Here is a 26385-nt window from a genome sequence, read left to right as displayed (position 1 = left end):
CTCAGGTGGATCGGAAAAACTCAGCGCATCGCTTCGCGCACCAGGTTGCGTGCAATGACGATTTGCTGGATCTGCGTGGTGCCTTCGTACAGCCGGAACAGGCGCACGTCGCGGTAGAACCGTTCGATGCCGTAGTCGGAGACGTAGCCGGCGCCGCCGAAGATCTGCACCGCGCGGTCCGCCACGCGGCCGCACATCTCGGAGGCGAACAGCTTGCAGCACGAAGCCTCGGTGGCCACGTTGCGGCCTTCGTCGCGCTGGCGCGCCGCGTCGATCACCATGCAGCGTGCGGCATAGATCTCGGCCTGGCTGTCGGCCAGCATCGCTTGCACCAGCTGGAACTCGGCAATCGGCTGGCCGAACTGCTTGCGCTCGATCGCGTAGTGGAGTGCATCGCGCTGCATGCGCTCGGCCACCCCGACGCAGATGGCGGCGATGTGGATGCGGCCCTTCTCGAGCACCTTCATCGCAGTCTTGAAGCCCTGGCCCTCGCGCCCGCCGATCAGCTGGCTTGCCGGCACCCTGCAGTTCTCGAAGATCACGTCGGCGGTGTGGGCGCCGCGCTGGCCCATCTTGCGGTCCTTCTTGCCGATCGTGATGCCCGGCGTGTCCGCCTCCACGATGAAGGCCGAAACGCCGCCTGCGCCCTTGTCCTCGGGGTTGGTGCGCGCCATCAGCGTGAAGATGCCCGCATGCGGCGCGTTGGTGATGAAGCGCTTGGTGCCGTTGACGATGTAGTGGTCGCCTTCGCGGATCGCGCTGGTGCGCAGCGACGCCGCGTCGGAGCCGGTGTCGGGCTCGGTCAGCGCGAAGGAGGCGATGAGCTCGCCGGTTGCCAGGCGCGGCAGGTACTTCTTCTTCTGCGCCTCGGTGCCGTCGAAGAGAATGCCCTGCGAGCCGATGCCCACGGTGGTGCCGAACAGCGAGCGAAAGCAGGGCGAGGTCTGGCCCATGGCCAGCATCACCATCACCTCTTCTTCCATCGTCACGCCCAGGCCGCCGTATTCCTCGGGCACGGTCAGGCCGAAGAGACCCAGCTCCTTCATCTCGCGCACGATGTCGTCGGGGATCTCGTCGGTCTCGGCCACCAGGGCTTCGGCCGGCACGAGCCGCTCGCGTACGAAGCGATTGACGGCGTCGAGCAGGGCTTCCAGGGTTTGCGGGTCGCGGATCATTTGGGAGTCTCCTTGTCTTTCTTCCTCCCCTTTCGGGGGAGGATTGGGGTGGCGGCACTCTGTGCGCCGCGAGCCCCCACCCCCGCCCTCCCCCAGAGGGGGAGGGAGTAGATGCAATTCACAGGGCCTCCTCTGTGCCAAGCACGGCAGTGGCCTGGCTCGACAACATGCCGCCGTTGCCATGCGCGACGGCGGTGCGCGCGTTCTTCACCTGGCGCTCGCCGCATTCGCCGCGCAGCTGCCGCACGGCCTCGATCAGCGCGAAGATGCCGTACATGCCGGGATGCACGCACGACAGGCCGCCGCCGTTGGTGTTGACCGCGAGACGGCCACCCGGCGCAATGGCACCGTCGGCCACGAAGCGGCCGCCTTCGCCCTTGGGGCAGAAGCCCAGGTCTTCCAGGAACAGCAGCGTGTTGATGGTGAAGGCGTCGTACAGCTGCACCACGTCCATGTCCCTGGGGGCGAGCCCGGCCATTGCGAAGGCCTCGCGGCCCGACTGGCTGGCCGCCGTGGTGGTGAGGTCCGCCATCGACGAGATCTGCCGGTTCCACACCGCCGTGGCGTTGCCCAGCACATAGACCGGCTTCTTCGGCAGGTCCCTGGCGCGCTCTGCGCTCACCAGCACGCAGGCACCGGCGCCGTCGGTGACAAGGCAGCAGTCGCGCACGCTCAGCGGGTCCGACACCATGCGGGCGCCCAGCACTTCTTCGCGCGTAAGCGGCTCGCGCATGAAGGCCTCCGGATTCAGCCCGGCCCATGCACGTGCCGCCACCGCCACGTCGGCGAGCTGCTCGCGCGTGGTGCCGAACTCGTGCATGTGGCGCGATGCCGCCAGCGCGTAGGCCGACACCGGCAGCATCGGTTCGTAAGGATGCTCGTAGGGCTGCGGATCGAGAAAGCGGCGCGCCGCCACGATCTCGCGCCGGCCGAAGGCCGCGCTGCGCTGTGCGCTGCCGTAGCAGATGAGCACCGCGCTGCACTGGCCCGAGCGGATGGCCTGCATGGCGGGCAGCAGGTGCGCGATGAAGCTGCTGCCGCCCAGCATCGTGCCGTCGATGTAGCGCGGGTTGAGGCCCAGGTATTCGACCACGGGCAGGGCCCACATTGCGGCCGAGGCGCTCGCGGTGCAGAGGCCGTCGATGTCGCGCATCTCCAGGCCCGCATCGGCCACGGCCGCGCGCGCGGCGCGTGCGAGCAGTTCCATGTCGGTGAAGCCCGGCGTCTCGCCGCAGCCGAAGGTGGCGGCTCCGGCAATGGCCGCGCTGCCGCGCAATGCTTTCAGTCCGGCGCTCATGCGGTTTCTCCTTCGACGGCGTCGAACAGCACCAGCCCCCGGCCGTCCTTCACTTGCACCCGCGCCTTGACGCGCTGGCCGATGCGCACCGCACCGGGCGCGAGATTCTCGATGCGGCTCATGAGCCGCACGCCTTCGTCGAGCTCGACCAGGCTGACGTTGAGGTCGCCGCCGTCGGCCGGTTTGCGCCGCACGGTCGTCACCGCATGCACGGTGCCGAGCCCCTCAGGCGCCTTCCATTCGAGCGCTGCGCCGCCGCAATGGGGGCAGCTTTCGCGCGGGTAATAGACGTGGCGGCTGCAGTCGGCGCAGCGCTGCAGCAGGAAGCGGCCGGCGTCCAGCTCGGCCTGGTGGAAGGCCTGCACGCCGGTGGTGGTGTCGGTCATTGGTTTGGTTCCTTGTTCGCCGGCCACTGGAAGGCCAGCGGCTTCTTGTCCAGAAATCGGTTCACCGCGTCGCGGTGCTCGGCACTGCCGAAGGCCAGTGCCTGCACGTTCGCCTCGGTGTCGAGCAGCGCGGCCAGCGCGCCCGCATCGCCGGTGGCGCGCTTCACCAGGCTCACCGCGAGTGGCGAGGCACCGGCAAAGCTTTCGGCCAGCGCCAGCGCGCGCGGCAGCAGTTGCTCGGGGGCGTGCAGCTCCATCGCGATGCCGAGTTCGTGCGCCTCGGCGGCGCCGACTTCGCGCGCCGACAGCATCAGCTCGCGTGCGCGCTGGGCGCCCACCGCGCGCGGCAGCGTGTAGAAGGCGCCGCAGTCCGGCACCAGGCCCAGCTTCAGGAAGGACATGCAGAAACGCGCGCGCGGGCTCGCCAGCACGAAGTCGGCCGCGAGCGCGAGGCTGAAGCCCGCGCCATAGGCGGCGCCATCGACCGCCGCGATCACGGGCTTGTCGAGCAGGATCAGTTCGCTGAACCAGCGCTGGGTGGCCTGCATGCGGGCGCGCCAGCCGGCGTTGTCGAGCTTCGCATCGGCAATGCCGCGCAGGTCGCCGCCCGAGCAGAACTGGCCGTTGGCGCCTGCGAGCACCAATGCGCGTACATCGCCATCGCCTCGCACCTGCGCGATGGCCTCTGCAAGATCGTCGCGCATGGCGGGGGTGAAGGCATTGCGGTTGGCGGGCGTGTCGAGCGTCAACAGCGCCGTGCTGCCGTGGCGCTCGTAGCGCAGCGCAGAGAAATCGTTCATCGAGTTTGCTCCTGGGCAGCGGCGCGATGCGCTTCCTGCAGCTCGCGCCAAAGAATCTTTCCGGTGCCCGACTTGGGCAGGGCATCCACGAATTCCACGAGACGCGGCGCCTTGTAGACCGCCATGCGCTCGCGTGCCCAATCGACGATGTCTTGCGCCTGCACCTCGCCGCGGAAGGCGGGCTTGAGCGAGACGATCGCCTTCACCGCCTCGCCCTGCCTGGCGTCGGGCACGCCGATGATGCAGGCCTCGTGGATCGCCGGGTGCTCGTACAGCATGTTCTCCACCTCGGCCGGCCAGACCTTGTAGCCCGAGCTGTTGATCATCCGCTTGAGGCGGTCGCGCATGAAGAAGTAGCCCTCTTCGTCCACGTAGGCGAGGTCGCCGGTACGGAAGAAGCGCTTGCCCTCCAGCTCGAAGAAAGCATCGCGGTCGGCCTGCGGGTTGCGCCAGTAGCCGACGGTGTTCTGCGGCGCGTGGGTGACCAGCTCGCCCAGCTCGCCCTGCGGAAGTTCCTTCAGCGTCAGCGGATCGACGATGCGGGTGTCCACGCCCTGCGCCGGAATGCCCAGGCACTGTCGCTTGCCGCGTGCAAGCGGGTTGGCCTGCAGGAAGGAGGCGGTCTCCGTCAGGCCGTAGCCTTCGTTGTAGGTGATGCCGTAGCGCTGCTGCATCATGGTCGCCACCGCTTCCGGCATGGCCGCGGCGCCGCCGGAGAGCAGCGTCAGGCTGGAGATGTCGCGCTGCGCCACCTCGGGGTTCGCGAAGAAGTCCAGGATCATCGCGGGCGGGGCCGTCCACGCGGTGACGCGGTGGCGCTCGATCAGCCGCGCGGCCAGGGCCGGATTCCAGCGCGGCAGCATCACCGAGGTGCCGCCCAGGAAGATCGGCATGTTCATGCCGTTCTGCAGGCCGAGCATGTGGAACAGCGGCGCGACGGCCAGCACCACGGTCTCGCAATGCAGGCCCTTCCAGACGTGCGAGGCGGCCAGGGATGCGATCACCGTCTGGTGGGTGTGCATGCAGCCCTTGGGGTGGCCGGTGGTGCCCGAGGTGTAGGGCAGGACCGCAAGGTCCGTGGGGCGCACGCCCGGGTCGGCACCATCGCCGGTGGCCGGTACGCTGGCCCAGCCTGCGCAGTCGGGCCGCGAGATCGGACGCAGCGGCTCGCGCACCCAATCCGGGATTTCATCGGAGGCATCGCCCACGGCCTCGCTGTACGCGTGCACCACGATGCGGTCGCACAGGCCCGGCTCGAAGTGCTCCAGCAGCTCCTGTGCCACGAACGCGATGCGCGCGCCACTGTCCTCGGCGTAGTACCGAACCTCCTGGGCCTTGCTCATGGGATTGACGGGCACCACGACGCCGCCCGCGCGCAGGATCGCGTAGCTGGCGACCACGAACTGCGGGCAGTTCTGGCTGGCCACCAGCACGCGGTCGCCGCGTTGCAGCCCGAGCGTGTCGCGCAGCCAGGCCGACATCGCAGCCACGCGCTGCTGGAGCTCGGCATAGCGCACGACGCTGCCGCAGTAGACGATCGCGGCCTTGTCCGGATAGCGCCGCGCCGCAACTTCGAGGTACTCCGGCAGCGTTGCCTGCGGCACGACCAACTCGCGCGCGACGCCCTTGGGCCAGAAGCGGAAGTGCGGACGTTCGGGAACAGTGCCCCCACTCAGGGGGGCCTTCGCGCCTTCGGGCGGCCGTGCGGCGCTCACCATCATTGCTTCTCCATGGCCCGCGCGATGATTTCCTTCATCACCTCGTTGGCGCCGCCGTAGATGCGGCCGACGCGCACGTCGGCATACAGCCGCGCGATCGGATATTCGTTCATGAAGCCGTAGCCGCCGTGCAGCTGCAGGCATTCGTCGACGATGCGGCAGCAGGTGTCGGTGGTCCACCACTTGGCCATGGCGGCGGTCGGAACGTCGAGCTCGCCGCGCATCAGGCGGGCGATGCAGTCGTCCACGAAGGCGCGCGCCACTTGCGCCTGCGTCTCGCATTCGGCCAGCTTGAAGCGGGTGTTCTGCATCTTCAAGAGCGGTTGGCCGAACACCTGGCGGTCGCGCACGTACTCGAGCGTGTCGCTGATCGCCCGCTGCATGGTCGCCACCGCGCCGACCGCGATCAGCATGCGCTCGCGCGGCAGCTGCGCCATGAGCTGCGCAAAGCCGGAGCCCTCCTGGTCGCCCAGCAGGTTGTCGGCCGGCACGCGCACGTCGTCGAAGAACAGCTCGGTGGTGTCCAGCGTCTTCTGGCCCATCTTGTCGAGCAGCGGCCCGCGGCGAAAGCCCGCCGCGCCCTCGGTCTCGACCATCAGCAGCGAGATGCCCTTGCCGCCGGCCGCCGCATCGGTCTTGGCCGCGACGCAGACCAGGCCGGCATGCATGCCGTTGGTGATGAAGGTCTTGCTGCCGCTGATGAGCCAATGGTCGCCGTCGCGCCGTGCCTGGGTCTTGATGCGCTGCAGGTCGGTGCCGGCGCCGGGCTCGGTCATCGCGATGGCGGCCACCAGTTCGCCGCTGGCCATGCGCGGCAGCCAGCGCCGCTTTTGCGCTTCGGTGCCGTAGGCCAGCAGGTAGTGCGCGACGATGCCGCTGTGCACGTTGTTGCTGAAGCTCTGCGCCATGGCGCGCATCTGCTCCTCGCAGATCACCGCCTCATGCAGGAAGCTGCCGCCGCCGCCGCCGTATTCCTCGGGGATGCTGGCGCACAGGAGTCCGGCCCGCCCGGCCTGGGTCCAGATGTCGCGGTCGGCGTGGTGCTGCGCGCGCCAGCGCGGTTCATGGGGCACGCATTCGCGCTCGAAGAAGCGGCGCGCGCTGTCACGCAGCATCTCGAGTTCTTCGTTCATCCACGGCCGCGTGGCAACGGCCCCGCCGGTCATGGACGGCCGCCTCCGCAGACCAGCACCTGGCCGCTCACGTAATTCGATTCGGGAATGCAGAACATGTAGACCGCGCCCGCCGCTTCCTGCGGCGTGCCGCCGCGGCCGAGCGGGATCATCGCTTCGGCGTTCTTGAGGATCTGCGGATTGACGCCGACCTTGATCTGCCGGCCCTCGATGTCGATGCTCGCGCCCGCGCTCGCATCCGCTTCGGTCAGTCGGGTCTTGATGAGGCCGAAGGCGACGCTGTTGACCGTGACCTTGTAGCGGCCCCATTCCTTGGCCATGGCCTTGGTCAGGCCGTTGATGCCGGCCTTGGCGGCCGCATAGTTGGCCTGCCCCGCGTTGCCGTACACGCCGGAGGTCGACGATATGTTGACCACCTTGCGGAACACCTCGAGCCCTTCGTCGGCTTCGCGCCTGGCGGCATCGCGGATGAAGCTGGAGGCGGCGCGCAGGATGCGGAACGGCGCAGTTAGGTGCACGGCCAGCATGGCCTCCCACTGCTCGTCGCTCATCTTCTGTACCACGTTGTCCCAGGTGTAGCCGGCGTTGTTGACGATGATGTCCAGGCCGCCGTAGCTGTCGACGGCGGTGCCCACGAAGCGGTCGGCAAAGCCGCTGTCCGTCACGCTGCCGGCGCAGGCGATGGCGTTGCCGCCCGCGGCCACGATGTCGTTGACGGTTTGCGCGGCCGGTTCGGCGTCGAGGTCGTTGATGACGACTCGCGCGCCGTCGCTCGCCAGCTTGAGCGCGATCTCGCGCCCGATGCCGCGGCCGGAGCCGGAGACGAGGGCCACCTTGCCTTCGAGTTTTCTGTTGTTGTTGCTGCTGTTCATGGGTTGTCTCCTCGGGGGTGTGTCAGAGCCAGGCGACGAGTGCCTCGCCGCTCAGTTTGATAACGCCGTTCGCATTGGCGCTTGCGACCTTGAGCAGCACGCTGCGCCGGCCCTCGCGGTCGAACTTCTCGGCGACCGTGCCGGTGCAGCTGATGCGCTCGCCCACATGGGTGAGGGCGGCAAAGCGAACGTCGAGCGAACGGATCGCAGGCTGCGGCACCCAATTGGTCAACAACCGCGCGAGCCAGGCCGCCGACAGCATGCCGTGTGCGAATACGTCGGGCATGCCTGCGGACTTGGCAAAGTCGATGTCGACGTGGATCGGGTTGTGGTCGCCCGAGGCGCCGCAGTACAGCGCCAGGTCGAGCCGGCTGATCGGCGGCAGTTCCAGCGGGGGCAGGGCGTCGCCGGGTTGCAGCGCGTTCCAGTCGGGAAGGGTGGCGTGGGTCATCGCGAGGTTCCGGTCATTCATTGATTGCGCACCACCGTCACGCAGCGCAGTTCGGCCACCAGTTCGCCCTGCTGGTTACTGACGCGGGTCTTGCGCACGACGAACTCGAGCGCGCCGTTCTTCTTGTCGTAGATGTCCTCGATGCGCTGGCGGAAGGTCAGCGTGTCGCCGGCGTAGGCCATGGTGTAGTAGCTGAAGCCCTGCTCGCCATGCAGGAGGCTGCGGTAGTCCATGCCCAGCAGCTCGCGAATGGCGGCCGGGTTCGGCGCCTCCATCTCGAGGCAGAAGAAGAAAGTGGGCGGCACCGGCAGGCCCGGATGTCCCGCATCGCGCGCGGCGGCCTCGTCGGTGTAGATGGGATCGGTCTGGCCCGTGGCCTTGGCGAAGAAGCGCAGGCGGCCTTTTTCCACTTCCACCTGGAAGGGCGGCAGGGTGTGGCCGATGTGGCGGCGGTCGATCATGACCAGCCACCGCCGGGCCGCCCCAAGGCGGCTGGAGGCCCCTCGGGGGGCAGCGCAGTACACGAAGTGACAAGCGTGGGGGCTAGCATGTCAAACCGCTTGGTAGAGGGTGACCACGCAGGCGCCGCCCAGGCCCAGGTTGTGCTGCAGCGCGAGGCGTGCGCCTTCGACCTGGCGCTGCTCCGCGCGGCCGCGCAGCTGCCACACCAGCTCCGCGCACTGCGCGAGCCCGGTGGCGCCGAGCGGATGGCCCTTGGACAGGAGGCCGCCCGAAGGGTTGGTCACCACGCGTCCGCCGTAGGTGTTGTCGCCCTCGACGATGAAGCGCTCGGCCGTGCCCTCGGGCGTGAGGCCCAGCGCCTCGTAGGTGATGAGTTCGTTGGCGGTGAAGCAGTCGTGCAGCTCGACCACGTCCAGTTCCTCGGGGCCGATGCCGGCGTCTTCGTACACCTGCCGGGCCGCAGCGGCGGTCATGTCGTAGCCGACCAGCTTGCGCATGTCCTTGCTCTCGAAGGTGGAGGGCGTGTCGGTGGTCATGGCCTGCGCGGCAATCACCACGCGCATGTCGAGGCCGTGTTTCTCCGCGAACTCGGCCGAGCAGACGATGGCCGCAGCCGCGCCGCAGGTGGGCGGGCAGCATTGAAAGCGCGTGAGCGGATCGAACACCAGCGGGGAGGCCATGACCTCGTCGAGCGTCAGCGTCTGGCGGAACACCGCGAGCGGGTTGCGCGCGGCGTGCTGGCGCGCCTTCACCGAGATGCGGCCGAAGGTGTCGCGGCGGATGCCGTGCTGCGCGATGTAGTCGCGGCCGGCGCCGCCGAAGAACTGCGCGGCACGCGGTGCTTCGGGAATGTAGCCCTGCTTCTCGGACATCACGTCGGCAAAGCGCGCCATCGGCGAGGGCCGGTCGTCGTAGGCGCCCTTGAGCGCGCCGGGCTGCATCTGCTCGAAGCCGAGCGCAATCGCGCATTCGACCATGCCGCTTTCGACTGCCTGGCGCGCGAGGAACAGCGCGCTGGAGCCGGTGGAACAGTTGTTGTTGAGGTTGAAGACCGGAATGCCGCTGAGGCCGACGCCGTAGATGGCGGCCTGCCCGGCGGTGGAGTCTCCATAGACATAGCCGACATAGGCCTGCTGCACCAGCGAATAGTCGACGCCGGCATCGTCGAGCGCGAGCTTGGCGGCGCGCGCACCCATCACGGTGTAGGGGTCGCTGGCACCGGGCTTGGTGAAGGGAATCATGCCCACGCCGACCACATGGACGGGGCGCTGCATACGTGTCATTGAAACTCCTGATGGGATGCGGTGACGATGAATGAAGTCTCGGCCGATGCGCCGGCATCAACAATCGCGGATCGGCCCAAAACGATTGGCCGAAACGCTCATTGGCACACCCTTGGCGGCGCGCTCACGCCGGGTCGCGGTAGCGGAAGGTGCCCATGGCGCGCGCCGCCACTTCGCCGCTGGCGTCGGTCACGGTGGCTTCGCAAAAGCACACCGAGCGGCCGCCGCCGGTGGCACGCCCCTCGGCCTGCAGCAGCCCGCTTGCCGGCCGCATGAAGGCGATGTGCATGTCGACGGTGACGACCTCGCGCGCGTAGTCGACGCGCGAGAGCGCGGCATGCGCCATGGCGCTGTCGAGCAGGGTCATCAGCACGCCGCCATGGCCGTTGGCGTGGTTGTTCAGCAGCTCGGGGCGCAACGCCACCGACACCAGCGATTCGCCGCCTTCGGCCCGCTCGACCTTGAGACCAAGGTGCTCGGAGAAGGGCACGTAGCGCTGCGGTCCGCTGCGCGGCCGGTCGTCGCCTTCCGGCGTCGCGCTCGCAAGGTGCAGGCTCATGGCGCGGCTCCCCGCTTCGAGGCGGCAGCCGCCGCGGTGAAGTCGCGCGGCCCGGTCAGCGCGAGGCCGCCGTCCACGGGAATGACGGCGCCCGTGATGTAGGAGCCCCAGTCGCTCGCCAGCATCATCGCCATCCGGCTGATGTCCTCGATGCGGCCCAGGCGCTTGAGCGGCACGCGCTGCGCCATCGCGGCCATGGTGTCGTCGGTGGGTGCGAGCCGCTTCAGGCCCTCGGTGTCGGCGATGGGGCCCGGCACGATGGAGTTGATGCGGATGCCCTGCGGACCCCACTCCAGCGCCAGCACTTGCGTCAGCATGTCGACGCCGGCCTTGGCCGCGCACACGTGGGCCTGGAAGGGCGTGGGCGTGAAGGCCTGCCCGGCGGAGATCTGGATCACGCAGGCGCCGGGCTTGCGCAGGTGCGCATGCGCCAGCCGGGCGACGTTGAAGCTGCCCAGCAGGTCGATGTCGACCACCGTCTTGAAGGCGTTGGGCGACATGTCGAGCGCGCTCGCGAGAAAGTTGCCCGCGGCGCCAGAAACCAGCACGTCGATCGGTCCGAAGCGCTCGGCGCCCGCTGCGAACGCGCGTTCCAGCGCCTCGGGCTGGCGCACGTCGGCCGATATGCCGAGCGCCTCCGTGCCGAGGGCCTCGAGCTGCTGCGCGGCCGTCGCTACCTTGTCGGCTGAGCGGCTGAGCACCGTGAGGCGGGCACCGGCGCGCGCGAAGGCCTGCGCGATGCCGAAGTTGATGCCGCTGGAGCCACCGGCCACGGCCACGTGGCGGCCCTTGAAGTCGAATGCGGAAAAGTCCATGGGGTTCATTGCTCCTGTCACTCCGGCTTGAAGCCGATCTCGGCCAGCATCTTTCGCTCGCGCTCGAACTGGGCACGGGCGTAGTCGGCGTAGCTTTCGCCGCTCATCAGCTTGGGCTGCATGTCGAACAGCTCCAGCTGCTGGAGGTAGGCGGGGTCCGTCGCAGCCTTGCTGAAGGCCGTGTGCAACCTGGCGGCGATCTTCGGGTCGAGGTTCTTCGGCGCCACCAGGCCCACCGGTGATTCGATCACCATGTCATGGCCCAGCTCCTTCACGGTCGGCGCGTCGTAGCGCTTCAGGCGCTCCGCGGTGAAGGTGGCGAGCAGGCGCACCTTGCCGCCCTGAACCTGGGGCCCGAAGCCGGGGTCGCCGTAGACGTCGAGATGGCGGCCGATCACCGCCTGGAAGGCCTCGCTGCCGCCTTTGTAGGGCACCAGGTTGAAGGAGGTGCCTGCCTGCTTGGCAAGCCGCTCGGCGTAGATGCGGTTGATGCTGATCGCACCGACGTTGCCCCAGCTGACGGCGCCGGGACGCTTCTTGGCGTCGGCCAGCAGCTCGGGCAGCGACTTCCAGGGCGCGTCGGTGGCCACGACGATGCCGGTGGTGAGGCCGGCCAGCCCGATCAGGTAAGTGAAGTCCTTGAGCGGGTCCCAGGTCACCTTCTGCACCAGCGGCGCGCGGATCACCGAGTTGTGCATGACCGAGATCGTGTAGCCGTCGGCGTCGTTCATGGTCGCCAGCGAGGCGGTGCCGGTGACGCCGCCCGCGCCCGGCCTGTGCATCAGCACGATGGGCTGGCCCAGGTCTTTGGAGGCGGCTTCGGCCAGCGTGCGGAAGATCGGGTCGAAGGAGCCCCCGGGCGGAAATGGCAGCACCAGCTGGATCGGCTTGTGCGGGTAGGGGTCGGCAGCCTGCGCCAGCGGCGCGGCCAGCGCGCAGGCGGCCAGTGCGGCCAGGGCCGCGCGGCGATGCATCTTCGTCATGGTGTTGTCTCCTGTCGTTTGAAATTGCGGGTCAGGCGGCCTGCGGCAGCGGCAGGTAGCGGAAGGAGCCCTGCGCACGCGCGACCACGCGGCCGCCCGCATCGGTGACCGAGGCGCGGCACCAGGCCACGCTGGCGTCGTGCTGCACCACTTCGCCGTCGGCCGTGAGGCGGCCGCGGCCCGGCTCGTGGAAGCTGGTGTTGAGGTTGAGCGTGACGGCGGTGCGTTCGAAGTCGAACAGCGACACGGCGGCGCTGGCCATGACCACGTCGAGCAGCGTGACCAGCACGCCGCCATGCACGGCGCCGATGACGTTGCCGAGCTCGGCCCGCTCGTCGAGAACGAGCCGCGCGCGCCCGCCTTCGGAGAACTCGCGGCGCGCGTCCAGCAGGCGCATGAACGGCACCTGGCCGAACAGGTTGCGGCGGTCCGCGCCCGTGACGGGTTTCATCATGTCTGCACCCGCTCGCGCAGCACGTTCTTCAGCACCTTGCCCGCGGCCGACAGCGGCAGCTCGTGCATGAAGCTGATGCCGCGCGGGCACTTGTAGCCGGCCAGACGCTCGCGGCACCAGGCACGCAGCTCGTCGGCCGTGGCGGCGCTGCCTTCGGCAAGCACCACCGCCGCGTGCACCGCCTCGCCCCAGCGCGCATCGGGCACGCCAATGACTGCTGCCTGCCGCACCTGCGGATGGCTGCGCAGCGCGGCCTCCACTTCGGCGCAGTAGACGTTCTCGCCGCCGCTGATGATCATGTCCTTGAGGCGGTCGACGATGAACAGGTAGCCGTCGTCCAGCATGCGGCCGGCATCGCCGGTGCGCAGCCAGCCGCCCCGCAGCGCAGCGGCCGTGGCCTCGGGGTTGCGCCAGTAGCCCTGCATCACCATGGGACCGCGCGCCAGGATCTCGCCTACCTCGCCGCGCGGCAGCTCGCGGCCGCTCTCGTCCGCGACGATGATCTCGGCGCCGAGTCCGGCGCGGCCGACGGCGTTCAGCCGGCCGAGCGCGCGAGTCTCGGGCCGGTGGTTGGCCGGCATGTTGATGCACACCGCACCCGCGGTTTCCGTGAGGCCGTAAGCCTGGAAGAACTCGGCATGCGGCCAGGCGGCCAGCGCGCGGTCGAGCAGGTCGGGCGGCATCGGCGCGGCGCCGAAGGCAATGCGCGTGAGGCTGCGCACCCGCTCCGGCGTGAACGAGGGATCGTCCAGCAATGACTGCAGCATGCTCGGCACCACGATGATGTCGCCGATGCGGTGCTCGGCAATGGCCTCGATCACCGCCGCGGGCCGGAACTGCGCCATCGTCACGCAGCTGCCGCCGACGATCAGCTGGCCCACCAGGCGGCCGAGCCCGGCGACGTGGAACAGCGGTGCCACCAGCAGCGACACCGAATCGGGCGCATTGTTGAGTTCGGCGCCGCGCGTCATCGACGCGGTCCAGAAGTTCGCGTGGCTCAGCATCACGCCCTTGGAGCGGCCGGTGGTGCCGCCGGTATAGAGGATGGCGGCCAGCGCGTCGCCGCCGGTGCGCGTGTCGGCCAAGGGCTCCAGCGTGGCGCTTTCGTCTTCCAGCGCGGCCAGGCGCAGCAGCGCGGTCTCGCCGGCCGGCGCGAGCGCCTGCAACCTCTCGTCGACCAGCAGCAGCGAGGCTGCGCTGTCCTGCAGCGCATGCGCGAGTTCGGGCGTGCTCCAGCGGATGTTCAGGGGGCAGGCGACGGCGCCCAGCCACCAGCACGCGAGGATGGCCCGCACCAGCTGGTCGCTGTTGGGTGCGAGCAGCGCTACGCGGTCGCCGCGCGCAATGCCGCGCCGCGCCAGCGCGGCCGCCTGTCGGGCCACGCCGCTGGCCAGCTGCGCATGGGTCTGGCGGCGCACGCCGCTGTCGCTGACGTGGGTGAGCGCAGCCGTGTCGGAGTTGCGCTGGAGCGCGCGATGCAGGCCTTGGGTCAGGTACACGATGGAAGCCGCCGGCTGGTAACGAAGATGCGGCACAGCTTATGGCGCACCGCGCGCCGCACCCATGGCGGGAAGCGCCAAAGGGCTTGGCGAAACCGCTCAGCGTTCGGAGGCGTGCGCGAGCCGGTACTCGCCGGGCGCCACGCCGGTCCACTGCTTGAAGGCGCGGTGGAAGGTGCTGGCTTCCGAGAAGCCCACGCGGTTGGCGATGTCGAGCAGCGGCAGCGGCGTGTGCAGCAGGTATTCGACGGCGGCGTCGCGCCGCAGCTCGTCCTTGATCTGCTGGAAGCCGCGGCCTTCGTCGCGCAGCCGCCGGCGCAGCGTCTGCGGCGTGACGGCGAGCGCATCGCCCACTTCCTCGAGCGATGGCAGCTCGCTGCCCAGGCCCTTGCGCAGCAGCCGGCGGATGCGCTCGGTGAGGCTGCTGGTGTCGCGGTACTTCACGATCAGGTTGGCCGGCGATCCGGCGAGGAATTCGCGCAGGCTCTGCGGCGACTGCACCACCGGCAGATCGAGCCAGCGGGCCTCGAACGACATGCCGACGTGCGCCTGGCCGTAGCGGATCGGCACCTGGTAGACACGCGAGGTCTCGGTGTTGGTCTGTTCGGCCGTGTAGTCGACCTCGAGCAGCGGAATGCGGCGCGCCACCAGCCATGAGGAGGCGTTGAAGGCGAACAGCATGAAGGCCTTCACCGCGTAGTCCAGCCGCGCATCGGAGGCGCGGCGCAGCACGAACTGCACGTGCGCGCTGCCGCCCTGCACGGTGAGGCGCGGCACGAAGTCGTGCAGCAGCAGGTGATACGCGGCAAAGCCGTCGCGCAGGGCCTCGCCGAGCGTGGCGCAGCGCACCAGCTGGCGCATGCACTGGCCGAAGCTGCCGGGCGGCAGCGGCCGGCTCAGCAGGCCCCAGATTTCGTCGCGCAGTTCGCGCCGCAGCGCGCGGATCAGCAATGCGTACTGGCGCTGCGAGATGCGCGCGAGCGGCGACTCCAGCAGCGAGGGCGCGATGCCGGCCCGCGCCAGCACGCGCGCCGCGTCGATGCCGCGATGGCGCGCGCCCATCAGGATGCTGTGCACCTGCTGGATGGCAACGGTGTGGTGGGTGTGCGTCATCGGTGGCGGCCGCGGCGTCTCGGCCGTTGGGATTGTAGGCAGCGCTCCCGCGGGAGAAAGCGCCTCAATCGATGGCGCCGGCCGCCCGCAGTTCGGCCACGGCCGATGCGTCGAGCCCGGCCTGTCGCAGGATCTCGTCGGTGTGCTCGCCGGCGCGCGGGGCGGGCCGCGGAACAGCGGGCTCGAAGCCGGTCATCTTGATGGGACAGCCGAGTTGCGGCGCCGCCGCATCATCGGCCGCAACGCGCATGCCGCGTGCGCGGAAATGCGGATGTTCCAGTGTCTCGTCGATGCGCAGCACCGGTGTCACGCAGCCCACGCCGTCATGGAACAGGCCGCGCCAGTGCGCGAGCGGCCGCGCGCCGAAGATGGCCGCCAGTTCGGTGCGCAAACGCTCCTCGGTGGCTGCATCGCCGCTGCGGTGCAGCGGGGCGAGGTCAGGGCGCTCGAGCAGGCGGCACAGGTCGTGCCAGAACTTCGGCTCCAGCGCGCCGACCGCCACCTGCCGGTCGTCGGCCGTGCGGTAGTAGCCATAGCAGGCAAGGGCGCCCGTCAGCGCGCTCTGGCCGACGCGCGCCACTTGGCCGTGCTGGTGCAGGCCGGCCAGCGGCAGCACCGCGTGGGCCAGCACGCCGTCGGCCATGGCGATGTCGACATGCCGTCCGCGTCCGCTGCGCGCGGCATCGAACAGCGCGGCCAGGATGCCTGCCACCGCGGTCATGGTGCCGCCCAGCAGATCGGCCACGGGCAGGTTCGACAGGGCAGGGCCCGCGGCATTGCCGATCTGGTCGGCCACGCCAGCGAGCGACGCGTAGTTCAGGTCGTGCCCCGGCGTGTCGCACAGCGGGCCGGTCTGGCCGAAGCCGCTGATGCTGCAGTAGACGATGCGCGGGTTCACCGCCGCCACCGCTTCGTAGCCCACGCCGAGCCGCTGCATCACGCCGGGCCGGAAGCCCTCCACCAGCACGTCGGCATCGCGGCACAGGCGAAGCAGCGTGGCCACGCCTTGCGCGTGCTTCAGGTCGATGCGGATCGCACGCTTGTTGCGGTTGACGAGCGCGCGCACCGAGGGGCTCGCGTAGTCGCCGGCGCCGGTGTCTTCGATCTTGACGACGTCGGCGCCGAGGTCGGCCAGGTGCATGGTGCCAAGCGGTCCCGGCAGCAGGCGGGTCAGGTCGAGCACGCGCACGCCTGCGAGCGGCGCACCCTTGGATGCGCTCGCCGTGGATTCAGGGAAAGAGGTCATGTGCCCTGCAATCTAGGCGGTGCGGGGCATCGCGGCAATGGCAGCACCGCTCCGGGCGATTGGCGAAAAGCGTCAGGGGCCGCATGCGTGCGGCCAGCTTCAACCGGCAGCCTTGCGGCCCCTGGCTTCCGCGGCGCGAAGTTCTTCGGCCGTCAGGACCCACTCGGAATTTCCCGCGAGGCGCTTCACGGCAAGGTCGATGAACGCCCGCGCGCGAGCCGGCTGCGCGGCCCTGCTGCCGTAGTAGATGAAGGTGCCCACCTGCTCATCGACATGCTGGGTGAGCAGCGGCACCAGGCGTCCGGCGCGGATGTGCGAAGCCGCGGCCACGGCCGTGAGCTGTCCCATCACATGCCCCGCGAGCACGGCTTGCGTTTCGAGCTCTTCGTCGTTGACGCACAGGGAGGGCTCGATCTGGTGCTCCTCGAAGCGCTTCTCGGTCTTGATCCGCCAAGGGATTACGCGCCCGGTGGCGGGACTGCGAAATGCGCTGCACGGGTACGAAGCCAGCGCGTCGACACAGTCGGGCGCACCATGCCGCGCGATGTAGGCAGGAGCCGCGCAGATGATCAGCTGCAGCGGAAAGAGCTTGCGTGCGATGACCCCTTCCGCGGGGGAAACGCCGATCCTGAAGCCGACGTCCACCCGGTCTTCGACCCAGTTGCCGATGCGATCGTCCAGCTCCACGTCGGGCTGCACATCCGGATAGAGGCGGCAGAATTCATCGAGCAGGGGCCAGAAGACGCGTGCGAACACGGACCGCGGCCCCACGATCCGCAAAGGCCCGGCAATCTCCTCGGTGGTCCTTCGCGTCATTGCCAGGGCCTGCTGCAGCGTGGCCACGGCCGGCATCGAGGCATCGAGAAGCTGCCGGCCGGCGTCGGTCAGCGCCACGCTGCGCGTCGTCCGATGGAACAGCCGCACGCCCAGGTGCTGCTCCAGCTGCGCAAGCGCCTGGCTGGCCGCCTGGGGCGTCATGTTCTGCGCCTCCGCGGCCTTGCGCAGGCTGCCCAGCTCCGCGATCTTCGCGAAGATGGTGATGGACCGAAGCTCGTTGATGGGCATGGCAAGGATTATCAATCGGCGGGTTTTGAATCCTTCAGCAACTGGGCGTGGCGCAAGTCATCCGCCCGCGCGGGCACTATGTGGGGCCGATGCCAGAATCGCATGACCAAAACGCTTACGGCGAATCAAGAAAGGCATAGATGACCCGCATCATTCCAGCGCTCGTTCTGGGGATGGTCGAAGAGGCCTCCAGTTCAGCTCACTCGGATGTTTCTCCCTTCTGGCAGTCGGACAGCGAGGGAATCCCGGAGGAAGGGATGTACCAGTTGGCGACGGAACTGGACGTCCGCGACCCCGACCAACTGCTCGATCAACTCCCACCTGGCTACAGGATCGTGTACTCGATCTTCATCTGGGAGCAGAGCCGGGCGGGCGAAGGATTCACGACGGGTATGCGCAATTCGGGCCAGGCGCTGGTCCATGTCGCGGCTGCGAGCTATGCTGAAGTCGGCATGTCTGAGGAGGCCGTAGCGCTTCGGCGCGTGCTCGAGCAGTACGCCAAGACGCCGCTCGACCACGATCGAGTCGAGGCGGAGTACAACGCGGTGGACAATCCCTACAAGGACGACTGGGAGCGTATTCCCCACTTGGTCAGGCATCTCTGCGAGAACGCAGACCGCTACTTTTACGTTGAGGGTTAAGGCGTTCTTCGCCGTTGGATTGCAAGAGTTCCTGCGAGTCGCATCTCTTGAGTGCCGCGACCGGGTGCGCCACCTGGATCCGTGAGCTGCTTCGATGAGCCGTCCGCGCAGACCCCATGCGTCCTCTGACCTATGGCAAACGGGGAGGTGTCATGTGGCGCGTAGTGACGTTTGATACGCAACGTGGGGCGGAGCGAATCAAAACGAGGGTCTCTTGCCGATAGTGCCAAAGCACTCACGCATTGAACTGGGCACCTTCGCGAGGCCATCGCCCGTCAACGCGTTTCTTCGTCTTTCCTCTCGACAACATTCAAAAGACGTTCGCCTTCGGCAGGTGAGCGCAAGCGCTTCGCGCCCGCTCATTCAATACTGAATCGGGCAGGCTTGTCCCAGGCTCATGAAGCTGCCTCTTCGTGGGTGCTGCACGCGTCGCATGACACTTGCCGGGTGTAGTTCCAAAGCTTCATTTGTTCGCGACCCGCGCAACACCCAGTCAGGCATCGCGCGCGGGTCGCTTCATACATTCGTGCACATAGGGATAGTCCGATTGCTTCATTGAACAAGCTGCAGGTGAGAGCTAGCCTTCAATTGCCAGTGAGATGGTGAGTCTGCATGGCAGCCGGCGTCCTGTGATTCGCTGCTTCAAGGGCGGGAGAGTTCGATGTTCATTCAACCCACGCTCCGCATGCCGGAGCATCTTGACGGAGTTCAATCATGGTTTCAGAAAACAAGGCGATTTCTTCAGCTCGGGCGGTGCGACTGCGCAATTCGGCCGTCCAGGTAGAGGCGCTCAACGACGAACTGAAGTCGCAGGTCGCTCTGCTCGACGACGACGAACTTGCGGTCCTTGCGGACATCAAGTCCAAGCTCAACAGTGGCCTGACCGACGCACTGAAGAAGGCTGCCGACACGGTGGGCGGCTTCGTCTGGTAGGCGTCGCCTGCGCCTGAGCCGCACGGGCAGGGCTGGGGGCGGCGACTTCAAGCCGCCGCCCCGTTTTCAGCTTCCGTCGCCGCGCGCCGCACATTGCGCCTTGGGCACGCCGCGTCATCACCTGCAGGCAACGCAAGAAGGAGTACATGATGCATCTCGCTGAAATCCTGAACTGGCGCAGCGTCCCAGCCGCTGGAATCTCCATGGGGCTGACTCGTCGGTGCCCGCTGCATTGCGCACACTGTTCCACGCAATCCTCGATGACCAGTGAGCAGCATCCCGAACTGCTGTTCAAGCGCTTCGTCGCGAGTTTTTCGCACGAGAGCCGTCCAGCCATCCTGGCGATGTCGGGCGGCGAAGCGCTGTTGCGTCCCGCGCTGGTAAGCGCGCTCGCGAAGAGTGCGCGGCGCTGCGGGACGACAAGCTCGGTGCTCTCCGGCCTCTTTTTCGCGCGTGCTCATGACGGTACGAAGATACCGGCGCCCATTCGGGCTGCCATCGACGCCGTTGATCATTTCTCCGCGAGCCTGGATGCCTTTCACGAGGCTGAGGTGCCCTGGCCGAACGTCAGGCGCGTTCTGCGCACATTGCTCGATGATGGCAAGGACTTGAGCATCCACCTCGTTGGCCGCGATGCGGACGATCCCTACCTCACTACGCGTATCGCCGCAGTCCGACGCCACTTCGGCATACACATACCGATGCTCGTGAACCAAGTCGCGAGCTTTGGCCGTGCGCGAGCTTGGACACCGATGGTCATGACGAAGCGCCCTGCGCGTGTCGAAGCCCAGCCCTGCACCATGGCTGCCTGGCCGGTGATGGGTTTCGATGGCCGCATCGTGGCCTGCGGCAACGATGACGCCATGGACCGGATGCCTGGGCACTTGGTGCTTGGCCATGCGTCGACGCATACCTGGGCGCAGATACGCGAGCGCACGCTCGAGTCGAGCATGATGCGCGCGATCCGACTCTATGGCCCGGACTACTTGGCCGCGCGTGCCGAGATGCACCCGAGTGGGTGTGCCGCGGGATGTCGCACTTGCATGGCGATGAGTGGTGACGCGCTGGTGGAGGAACGCGTGCGGGCCAGCATCGCGATTTCGATGCAGAAGCAATCTACGCGAGTGCTTGAAGCGGCAGCCGGTGAGCTGATTCGACAAGGTGGTGCCCTCGCATTCGCCCGCCGCAACGGCGTTGCGCGCTATGCCGACCTCGCGCTGCTCGGAGCCACGTGATGACCGCGATCACCAAGCCATCGCCACGCCGCAAGCTCACGCATGCGCAGATCGAGGCTGTGCGTCACCAACGCAGCCGCTCCATGCTGTTGTTCATCACCGATCGCTGCCCAGTGAACTGTGACCACTGTTCGGTCGATTCGCGGCCCGACAGTCCGACGATCCGGGATTTTGTACTGTTCGACCAGATCCTCGACTGGCTCGGCGCACGGATTGGTATCGAGATCATCGGAATTTCCGGTGGCGAACCCTTCGTCGAGCGCAAAGGTCTGCGCATGGCGACCGAGCGGTTGCGTGCTGCGGGCAAGCAGCTCGTGGTTTTCACCAGCGGCGTGTGGGCGCAGACAAGGGTCGTGCCAGTTTGGATCGAGGAGGTTCTGCGCGAGTGCGCCTGCATCTATTTGAGTACTGATGCTTTCCACGCCACCGGCGTCGGTGACGAACAGTTCGTACGTGCCGCAAGAACGATCGTGCGTGCGGGTTCGTCGCTGGTCGTACAGGTTGTTGCGTACGGTGACGGTGAGGCTCGAGCCCGATCTTTGCTGGCCCGCGCGCTGGGAAACGATTGGCAATCGCAGGCCGAACTGAACCTGGTGCAGCCACTCGACAACGGTCGTGGCCAGGGCATGTTCGCGCGGATTGCCTGGTCTCGGGGTGAATCTTTCGGCGCCTGCGCCCTTGCGCGTTCGCCGATGCTGCGCTACGACGGTGTGGTCACCGGCTGCTGCAATGAGGGTGTGATCATGGGTCAGGGGCCGAAGCGGCTTCGTCAGCCTTGCTCCGATGCCAGCGCCATCGACGCGGCAGTGGAGGGTTTTGCGGCCGACCCGCTTTTGCACGCGATTGGTACCGCGGGCTTGGGTGTCGTCGTACAGCACCCCAAGCTCAAGGCGCTTGCCCGCGAGCGCTTCAGCAGCAATTGCGAACTCTGCTGGAAAGTCTTCGAGCGCATGCCCGACCGCAGCGAGCCCGATCGCCTGATGACTCTGATAGACCGGCTTGTGCCGGACCCCGGACCAGTAGAGCACACGACTTGAAAGCCTGGTCACCAAAAACGTCGAGAAGGAGATGAGCCATGCATGCAGAAGAGTTCATTCCCGCGCAGGATGGCGGCCGTTGCACAGCACAGGGTAAGCCCAGTGAGCGCCTTCTGCGCAAGATCGCCCAAGCCATGCCAACAATGCAGCACTATGCCCACTGCTTGTGGATGCCAGAGCGTGCCAGAGTGGCCTATCCGATCTACCTTCGGACCATGCACATGGTGGTTCGCTCAGCGGTGCCTCTATTGACTGCAGCAGAGGCACAGGCCCGACTTCGCGCATCCGATCCGCTGTGCGAACGGCTGGCTGGGTACTACGCAAGCCATGCGTTGGAGGAGAAGGGTCATGACGAATGGCTGCGCGAAGACCTTGCCGCCACCGGCGACCCGGACCAAGACGTGATGCATGCTATTCCTTCGCCCGTGATCGCTTCGATGGTTGGTGCGCAGTACTACTGGTTGCACCACTATCACCCCGTCTCGCTGCTTGGCCATATCGCTGCAATGGAATGCAATCATCCCCCAACCGGTTTTGCGAACCACCTCGCTGCCGTCACTGGCTTTGCACCCTCTGCTTTTCGCGCAATTGCACGCCATGAGGTACTTGACCAGCATCATCGTCGCGAATTCATCGCGCTGATTGACAACCTACCGCTCACGCCAAGGCATGAACGGATGATCGGTCTCAGCGCATTGCACACCCTGCAGATGGGGATCGATGTGCTGAGGCAGATCGCCGAGCGATGCAAGCCAGTGCATCGCTCGGCTGGGCTCACCGCTCCAGAAGTTCAGAGATAACGAACTCATGCTCGTAAATCCTGCCACTCGCACCGATCTCCCAGAAGTCGTCAGCCGTCATTCGAAGAAGATCTCCACGACTGGTCCCGAATTCCCGACGATAAAAGATGGGCTCCCGTGCACGGAGTTCGTTCAAGACTTGTTCGAGATTCGGGAAACGGCGACCCGCCTCAGGACCTCGTCAGTGCCTTCACCGCGGCGCCAGGCATCAGCGGTGCTCTGCCAGTTCGCGCTTGAGGGCCTCGCTAGGCATACGACGTCCCGGCCTGTGGCTGTCTCGTGCGACGCAATACGCGCGTATAAAGGGCTCGTCCCAATCAACGATTCTTTGGCGAGTTCGTATGAAGTCAGCAGGCTTGAAGGGAACAGTTTCCATTGAGTTGGTGCACGAGGCGATTCACGCCGCGGCGCTCCGGAACATGGACATCAGCAGTGTCCTTGAAAGTGCGAAGCTCGATCGCGAGCTGCTGAACGCGCCGCGTGCTCGCATCTCAGCGGCTGCGTACTCACGCATGTGGGTGGCTTTGGCCGATTTGATGGACGATGAGTTCTTCGGCCTGGACAGCCACGGACTTCGCCGTGGTAGCTACGCACTCATGACACGCGCGGCGGTCAGCGCCGAAAACCTGGAGCACGCGCTGCGCCGGACCCTCAGGTTCCTCCACGCGACATTGGACGACTTCCGTGGGGAACTGGTGCGCTCGGCGGATGAGGCCTGCCTGATCCTGCATGACGGCGGCGTGCTGCGCCGGCTGTTTGGCTATGGCACCTGGTTCATTCTTGTTCATGGGTTGGCATGCTGGCTCGTGCACAGGCGCATTCCCCTGCGCGAGATGCAGTTCCGATGCCCGCCACCCGGTGATGACAGCCACTACCGCACGCGATTCTGCGAGAACGTCAAATTCAACGGCAAGACCACGCACATCACCTTCGCAAGCGATCTGTTGGATTTGAAGATCGCGGAATCTCCAGAGACAGTCGACAACTTTCTGCGGGCAGCACCTGCCAATTTGCTGGTCAAGTACCGCAACGACGCGAGTACCGGTGCGCAGGTACGCAACCGATTGCGCGGCCAGATGCCCGATGCGTGGCCGGAGCTGGAGAAGCTGGCGCAAGAGCTCTGCGTTTCCGGCACCACGCTCCAGCGCCGCTTGCAACAAGAGGGCATGAGCTACCAGCGGGTGAAAGACGATCTGCGGCGGGACATCGCCATCGATCTGTTGTCGAGCGCGTCGTTGACGGTGGCTGAGGTTGCCGCCCGAACCGGATTCCAGGAAACAAGCGCTTTCCATCGCGCCTTCAAGAAATGGACAGGCGTCAGCCCGGGAGCCTATCGCTCCTCTCCCCCCACGCAAGAGTAGGCGCCGGACTTCTGGGGTCCACCAAAGAGGGCGCTCGCATGCCCAAAAGCCCCGCTCGAATCGAGGCGTCCGGGCATGGGCGCCGAGCCCTTGCAGAACTAATCTCCTCTCGCCGTCGCACCCGCGGCGCCACGAGTTTGTTTGAGGCAAGGGACCCAGGAATGAATCGAATGATGGCGCCACCGCTCAGTGCAGAAATGCTGCAAAGTGCGGTCGATTGGGCAATTGCCACCCGACGCAGCGTGAGGGCGTATTTGCCCGAGCCAGTGCCACAAGAAGAGATCGAAGCGATTCTCTCGACCGCGCGCTACAGCGCTTCCGGCATGAACATGCAGCCTTGGCATGTACATGTCCTGACCGGGCCTGTGAAGGCCGGCCTGTCCGCTGCGGTTGCAGCGCTCGACGACGACCCCGGAAGAGCGGGGGAACTGCTTGAGCCCTACGACTACTATCCGCGCGAATGGTTTTCTCCCTACCTGGAGCGGCGCCGCAAGGTGGGTTGGGATCTCTATGGGTTGCTTGGCATCGCCAAGGGCGACAAGCAGCGCATGCACATGCAACACGGGCGCAACTACCGGTTCTTCGATGCGCCCGTGGGCTTGTTCTTTACGGTAGACCGCGAGCTCCAGGAAGGAAGCCTGCTGGACTACGGCATGTTCCTGCAAAGCGTGATGGTCGCCGCGCGAGGCCGGAACCTTCACACCTGCCCTCAAGCCGCCTTTCTGAAGTTTCACCGCCAGATCGCCGAGTTCCTGCAACTTCCCGCCGACCAGATGCTTGTCTGCGGCATGAGCTTGGGCTACGTCGACGAGTCCGCGATCGAAAACTCGCTCGCCACGGAGCGTGAGCCGGTTGCCGCATTCACGACATTCCACAACAATGCAAAGGAGACAAAAGCATGAGCGCAGAATCCTATGGAAAAGGCCTCGATCGCTGCGAGGCCAATCATGTGCCGCTGACTCCACTCGGCTTTCTCGATCGCGCCGCCCTGGCACATCCGAAACGCCTGGCTGTGGTGCACGGCGATTTGTCGCGAACGTGGGAGCAGACCCGAGAGCGCTGCCATCGCCTTGCGTCGGCGCTGGTGAGCAGGGGCATCCAGCCAGGAGACACCATTTCAGTGCTGTCGCCCAACACGCCCGCCATGCTGGAAGCGCACTTCGGCGTACCCTTGGCAGGCGCCGTGCTCAACGCGATCAACCACCGCCTGGATCCTGAAGGGATCGCGTTCATCCTGCGCCACGGCGAATGCAAGTTGCTGATGGTCGACCGCGAGTTCGCCGGAACGGTTGCCGCCGCCTTGAAGCTTCTGGACAAGCCTCCTCCTGTCATCGACATCAACGACCACCTCGCGCCGCCCGGTGAATGCATTGGCGAGACCGACTACGAATGTTTGCTGGCTAGCGGAGACCCGGACTTTCCCGGCCGATGGCCGAACGACGAGTGGCAACCCATCGCCCTGAACTACACGTCCGGTACGACAGGAGATCCAAAGGGTGTAGTCGCCAGCCACCGCGGCACCTACCTCATGAGCCTGCTGCAGATCACGAACTGGGCGATGCCCCGGGCGCCAAAGTACCTGTGGACGCTGCCCATGTTCCACGCGAATGGATGGTGTTTCACCTGGGCCGTGACCGCGGCCGCGGGCACCCATGTCTGCCTGCGCCGGGTTTCCGCCGACGCGGTGCTGGAGGCCATCGACAAGCACCAGATCGATCATCTCTGTGCAGCGCCGGTCGTGATGGCCATGCTCGCGGATTCGGCGCAAAACAGCAAGCTGCCTCGTGCCGTACGCGTACTGACCGCGGGATCTCCGCCTCCGCTTGCGGTGCTGAACGCCGTCTTGGCCATGGGGTTCGATGTGGAGCACGTGTATGGCATCACAGAGGTTTCCGGTACGCCGGTAGGTTGTGTGTGGCAAGACGGCTGGGACGACCTTCCGCCGGCCGAGCAAGGCATGCTGCGTGTGCGCCAGGGCGTGCGAGCCGCCATGTTCGAAGGCCTCATGGTCGGCGATGCGGACACGCTGGATCCGGTCCCTCACGACGGGAAAACCGCGGGGGAGCTGATGCTGCGCGGGAACACGGTGATGATGGGGTACTTCAAGAACGAGGCCGCAACGCGCGGAGCGCTCGCCAACGGCTGGTTTCGAACCGGCGACGTCGCCGTCCTTCATGGCAACGGGTATGCGCAGATTACCGATCGTTCAAAGGACGTAATCATTTCCGGCGGTGAGAACATCTCTTCCGTTGAAGTCGAGGATGTTGTCCATGGACACCCGGCGGTCTTGCATGCTGCGGTGGTCGCCCAGCCCGACAAAAAATGGGGGGAGGTGCCGTGCGTGTTCATCGAGCTCAAGGCAGGCGTTGCGGCGCCCTCCGAGCAAGAGATCATCTTGTTTTGCCGTGAACGGCTGGCCCACTTCAAGTGTCCGCGCCGCGTGATATTCAGCAGCTTGCCGAAGACGGCCACGGGGAAGATCCAGAAGTTCCGGCTCCGCCAGCAGGCCGGGAGCCAGGAAGCCATCACCAGGCTCGCGAGCCATGGTTGAGTTCGAAATCGCTGCCGTTGCACCCATCGGACCCGGCTATCGTTTCTCGCGATTCCATACCTTCGACGAAGAGCAAGTCAGGACATTTGCACTGGCTGCAGGAGACGAGAACCCTCTGCACCATGATGTGGAGTTCGCACGAGGCACGCGTTTCGGTGGTTTGATTGCAAGCGGAACTCACGCCACGTCTTTGTTGATGGGGTTGACGGCCAGTCACTTTGCCAAGAAGGGAAATGTGCTGGGGATCAACTTCTCGGTGGATTTGCTGCGTCCCGTGCTGGCGAGCGAGACGGTTTCCATCGAATGGAACGTGACTTCGATTGCAGCCCACCCGAAGGGCGGCTGCATCCTCGAATTGCAAGGCTCAATGAAGGGCGCAGACGACCGGACCAGCGTTCTCGCTCACGGCACAGTCCTTTTCACGCCTGATTGACGACCGCTTTCGGCGACCGTCATGAATTCCGCGGTGACGACAGCCATCGAGGGAGAACGACATAACCATCCACGCATGTTTCC

At 66.6% G+C, this 26385-nt stretch carries 27 protein-coding genes; 9 read left to right on the top strand and 18 right to left on the bottom strand.

The window, feature by feature from the left end:
* Window positions 1-20: 20 nt before the first annotated feature.
* The 18 genes from ACJ7Z0_RS03710 to ACJ7Z0_RS03625 all read right to left on the bottom strand — a co-directional run bounded on the left by ACJ7Z0_RS03710 (window position 21) and on the right by ACJ7Z0_RS03625 (window position 17311).
* A complete protein-coding gene (locus ACJ7Z0_RS03710) occupies window positions 21-1175 on the bottom strand; it encodes an acyl-CoA dehydrogenase family protein (RefSeq protein WP_434788736.1) in 1155 nt (384 codons plus the stop codon).
* Between the two features lie 118 nt (window positions 1176-1293).
* Window positions 1294-2472, bottom strand: coding sequence for a thiolase family protein (locus ACJ7Z0_RS03705; protein WP_434788735.1), 1179 nt, complete (start codon window positions 2470-2472; stop codon window positions 1294-1296).
* Entirely contained in the window at window positions 2469-2858 is a 390-nt protein-coding gene (locus tag ACJ7Z0_RS03700) for a Zn-ribbon domain-containing OB-fold protein (protein ID WP_434788734.1), read from the bottom strand. The genes ACJ7Z0_RS03705 and ACJ7Z0_RS03700 overlap by 4 nt, the downstream gene beginning before the upstream one ends.
* Window positions 2855-3658, bottom strand: a complete 804-nt coding sequence (locus ACJ7Z0_RS03695) for an enoyl-CoA hydratase/isomerase family protein (RefSeq protein WP_434788733.1) — start codon at window positions 3656-3658, stop codon at window positions 2855-2857. Before ACJ7Z0_RS03695 ends, ACJ7Z0_RS03700 begins: the two co-directional genes overlap by 4 nt.
* Entirely contained in the window at window positions 3655-5376 is a 1722-nt protein-coding gene (locus tag ACJ7Z0_RS03690) for a long-chain-fatty-acid--CoA ligase (protein ID WP_434788767.1), read from the bottom strand. The genes ACJ7Z0_RS03695 and ACJ7Z0_RS03690 overlap by 4 nt, the downstream gene beginning before the upstream one ends.
* Window positions 5376-6542 carry an acyl-CoA dehydrogenase family protein gene (locus ACJ7Z0_RS03685; protein WP_434788732.1) on the bottom strand — a complete coding sequence of 389 codons (1167 nt, stop codon included), beginning with the start codon at window positions 6540-6542 and terminating at the stop codon, window positions 5376-5378. Before ACJ7Z0_RS03685 ends, ACJ7Z0_RS03690 begins: the two co-directional genes overlap by 1 nt.
* Window positions 6539-7381, bottom strand: coding sequence for an SDR family NAD(P)-dependent oxidoreductase (locus ACJ7Z0_RS03680; protein WP_434788731.1), 843 nt, complete (start codon window positions 7379-7381; stop codon window positions 6539-6541). The genes ACJ7Z0_RS03685 and ACJ7Z0_RS03680 overlap by 4 nt, the downstream gene beginning before the upstream one ends.
* 22 nt (window positions 7382-7403) lie before the next feature.
* Window positions 7404-7832 carry a MaoC family dehydratase gene (locus tag ACJ7Z0_RS03675; RefSeq protein ID WP_431122145.1) on the bottom strand — a complete coding sequence of 143 codons (429 nt, stop codon included), beginning with the start codon at window positions 7830-7832 and terminating at the stop codon, window positions 7404-7406.
* 17 nt (window positions 7833-7849) lie between these two features.
* On the bottom strand, window positions 7850-8293 hold the full coding sequence (locus ACJ7Z0_RS03670) for a MaoC family dehydratase N-terminal domain-containing protein (RefSeq protein WP_434788730.1): 444 nt from the start codon (window positions 8291-8293) through the stop codon (window positions 7850-7852).
* A 90-nt stretch (window positions 8294-8383) separates the two neighbouring features.
* Window positions 8384-9568 carry a lipid-transfer protein gene (locus tag ACJ7Z0_RS03665; protein WP_434788766.1) on the bottom strand — a complete coding sequence of 395 codons (1185 nt, stop codon included), beginning with the start codon at window positions 9566-9568 and terminating at the stop codon, window positions 8384-8386.
* 133 nt (window positions 9569-9701) lie between these two features.
* A complete protein-coding gene (locus ACJ7Z0_RS03660; RefSeq protein ID WP_434788729.1) occupies window positions 9702-10136 on the bottom strand; it encodes a PaaI family thioesterase in 435 nt (144 codons plus the stop codon).
* A complete protein-coding gene (locus ACJ7Z0_RS03655; RefSeq protein ID WP_434788728.1) occupies window positions 10133-10951 on the bottom strand; it encodes an SDR family oxidoreductase in 819 nt (272 codons plus the stop codon). Before ACJ7Z0_RS03655 ends, ACJ7Z0_RS03660 begins: the two co-directional genes overlap by 4 nt.
* Before the next feature lie 17 nt (window positions 10952-10968).
* The gene (locus ACJ7Z0_RS03650; RefSeq protein WP_434788727.1) at window positions 10969-11934 is read right to left on the bottom strand and encodes a tripartite tricarboxylate transporter substrate binding protein; all 966 of its coding nucleotides are present in this window, start codon (window positions 11932-11934) and stop codon (window positions 10969-10971) included.
* Window positions 11935-11965: 31 nt separating this feature from the next.
* Window positions 11966-12388 carry a PaaI family thioesterase gene (locus ACJ7Z0_RS03645; protein WP_434788726.1) on the bottom strand — a complete coding sequence of 141 codons (423 nt, stop codon included), beginning with the start codon at window positions 12386-12388 and terminating at the stop codon, window positions 11966-11968.
* A complete protein-coding gene (locus tag ACJ7Z0_RS03640; RefSeq protein WP_434788725.1) occupies window positions 12385-13887 on the bottom strand; it encodes a class I adenylate-forming enzyme family protein in 1503 nt (500 codons plus the stop codon). The genes ACJ7Z0_RS03645 and ACJ7Z0_RS03640 overlap by 4 nt, the downstream gene beginning before the upstream one ends.
* A gap of 99 nt (window positions 13888-13986) precedes the next feature.
* Entirely contained in the window at window positions 13987-15000 is a 1014-nt protein-coding gene (locus ACJ7Z0_RS03635; RefSeq protein WP_434788724.1) for an AraC family transcriptional regulator, read from the bottom strand.
* Window positions 15001-15064: 64 nt separating this feature from the next.
* On the bottom strand, window positions 15065-16246 hold the full coding sequence (locus ACJ7Z0_RS03630; protein WP_434788723.1) for a CaiB/BaiF CoA transferase family protein: 1182 nt from the start codon (window positions 16244-16246) through the stop codon (window positions 15065-15067).
* Window positions 16247-16345: 99 nt separating this feature from the next.
* The gene (locus ACJ7Z0_RS03625; protein ID WP_434788722.1) at window positions 16346-17311 is read right to left on the bottom strand and encodes a LysR family transcriptional regulator; all 966 of its coding nucleotides are present in this window, start codon (window positions 17309-17311) and stop codon (window positions 16346-16348) included.
* A gap of 140 nt (window positions 17312-17451) precedes the next feature.
* On the opposite strand from ACJ7Z0_RS03625, the gene ACJ7Z0_RS03620 reads away from it, so the two are divergent.
* From ACJ7Z0_RS03620 to ACJ7Z0_RS03580, 9 genes are all read left to right on the top strand, one after another.
* Complete coding sequence (locus ACJ7Z0_RS03620) at window positions 17452-17952, top strand: DMP19 family protein (RefSeq protein ID WP_434788721.1); 501 nt, start codon at window positions 17452-17454, stop codon at window positions 17950-17952.
* A 714-nt stretch (window positions 17953-18666) separates the two neighbouring features.
* Window positions 18667-18885: an aroma-sacti cluster domain-containing protein gene (locus tag ACJ7Z0_RS03615; protein WP_434788720.1), complete on the top strand. Its 219-nt coding sequence runs from the start codon at window positions 18667-18669 to the stop codon at window positions 18883-18885.
* Window positions 18886-19034: 149 nt separating this feature from the next.
* Window positions 19035-20120: a radical SAM family protein gene (locus ACJ7Z0_RS03610; protein WP_434788719.1), complete on the top strand. Its 1086-nt coding sequence runs from the start codon at window positions 19035-19037 to the stop codon at window positions 20118-20120.
* On the top strand, window positions 20120-21157 hold the full coding sequence (locus ACJ7Z0_RS03605; protein WP_434788718.1) for a radical SAM protein: 1038 nt from the start codon (window positions 20120-20122) through the stop codon (window positions 21155-21157). Before ACJ7Z0_RS03610 ends, ACJ7Z0_RS03605 begins: the two co-directional genes overlap by 1 nt.
* A 38-nt stretch (window positions 21158-21195) precedes the next feature.
* Entirely contained in the window at window positions 21196-21957 is a 762-nt protein-coding gene (locus ACJ7Z0_RS03600) for an iron-containing redox enzyme family protein (RefSeq protein ID WP_434788717.1), read from the top strand.
* 341 nt (window positions 21958-22298) lie between these two features.
* Entirely contained in the window at window positions 22299-23318 is a 1020-nt protein-coding gene (locus ACJ7Z0_RS03595; RefSeq protein ID WP_434788716.1) for an AraC family transcriptional regulator, read from the top strand.
* A gap of 161 nt (window positions 23319-23479) precedes the next feature.
* The gene (locus ACJ7Z0_RS03590; protein ID WP_434788715.1) at window positions 23480-24220 is read left to right on the top strand and encodes a nitroreductase; all 741 of its coding nucleotides are present in this window, start codon (window positions 23480-23482) and stop codon (window positions 24218-24220) included.
* Window positions 24217-25869 carry an AMP-binding protein gene (locus ACJ7Z0_RS03585; protein WP_434788714.1) on the top strand — a complete coding sequence of 551 codons (1653 nt, stop codon included), beginning with the start codon at window positions 24217-24219 and terminating at the stop codon, window positions 25867-25869. The genes ACJ7Z0_RS03590 and ACJ7Z0_RS03585 overlap by 4 nt, the downstream gene beginning before the upstream one ends.
* A complete protein-coding gene (locus ACJ7Z0_RS03580) occupies window positions 25862-26302 on the top strand; it encodes a MaoC family dehydratase (RefSeq protein ID WP_431122192.1) in 441 nt (146 codons plus the stop codon). Before ACJ7Z0_RS03585 ends, ACJ7Z0_RS03580 begins: the two co-directional genes overlap by 8 nt.
* Window positions 26303-26385 lie beyond the last annotated feature (83 nt).

This window comes from Variovorax palleresanus, assembly GCF_051144945.1.
Lineage (GTDB): Bacteria > Pseudomonadota > Gammaproteobacteria > Burkholderiales > Burkholderiaceae_C > Variovorax > Variovorax paradoxus_S.
The sequence above is the reverse complement of the archived record's forward strand: the minus strand, read 5'-3'. Positions and strand labels throughout refer to the sequence as shown.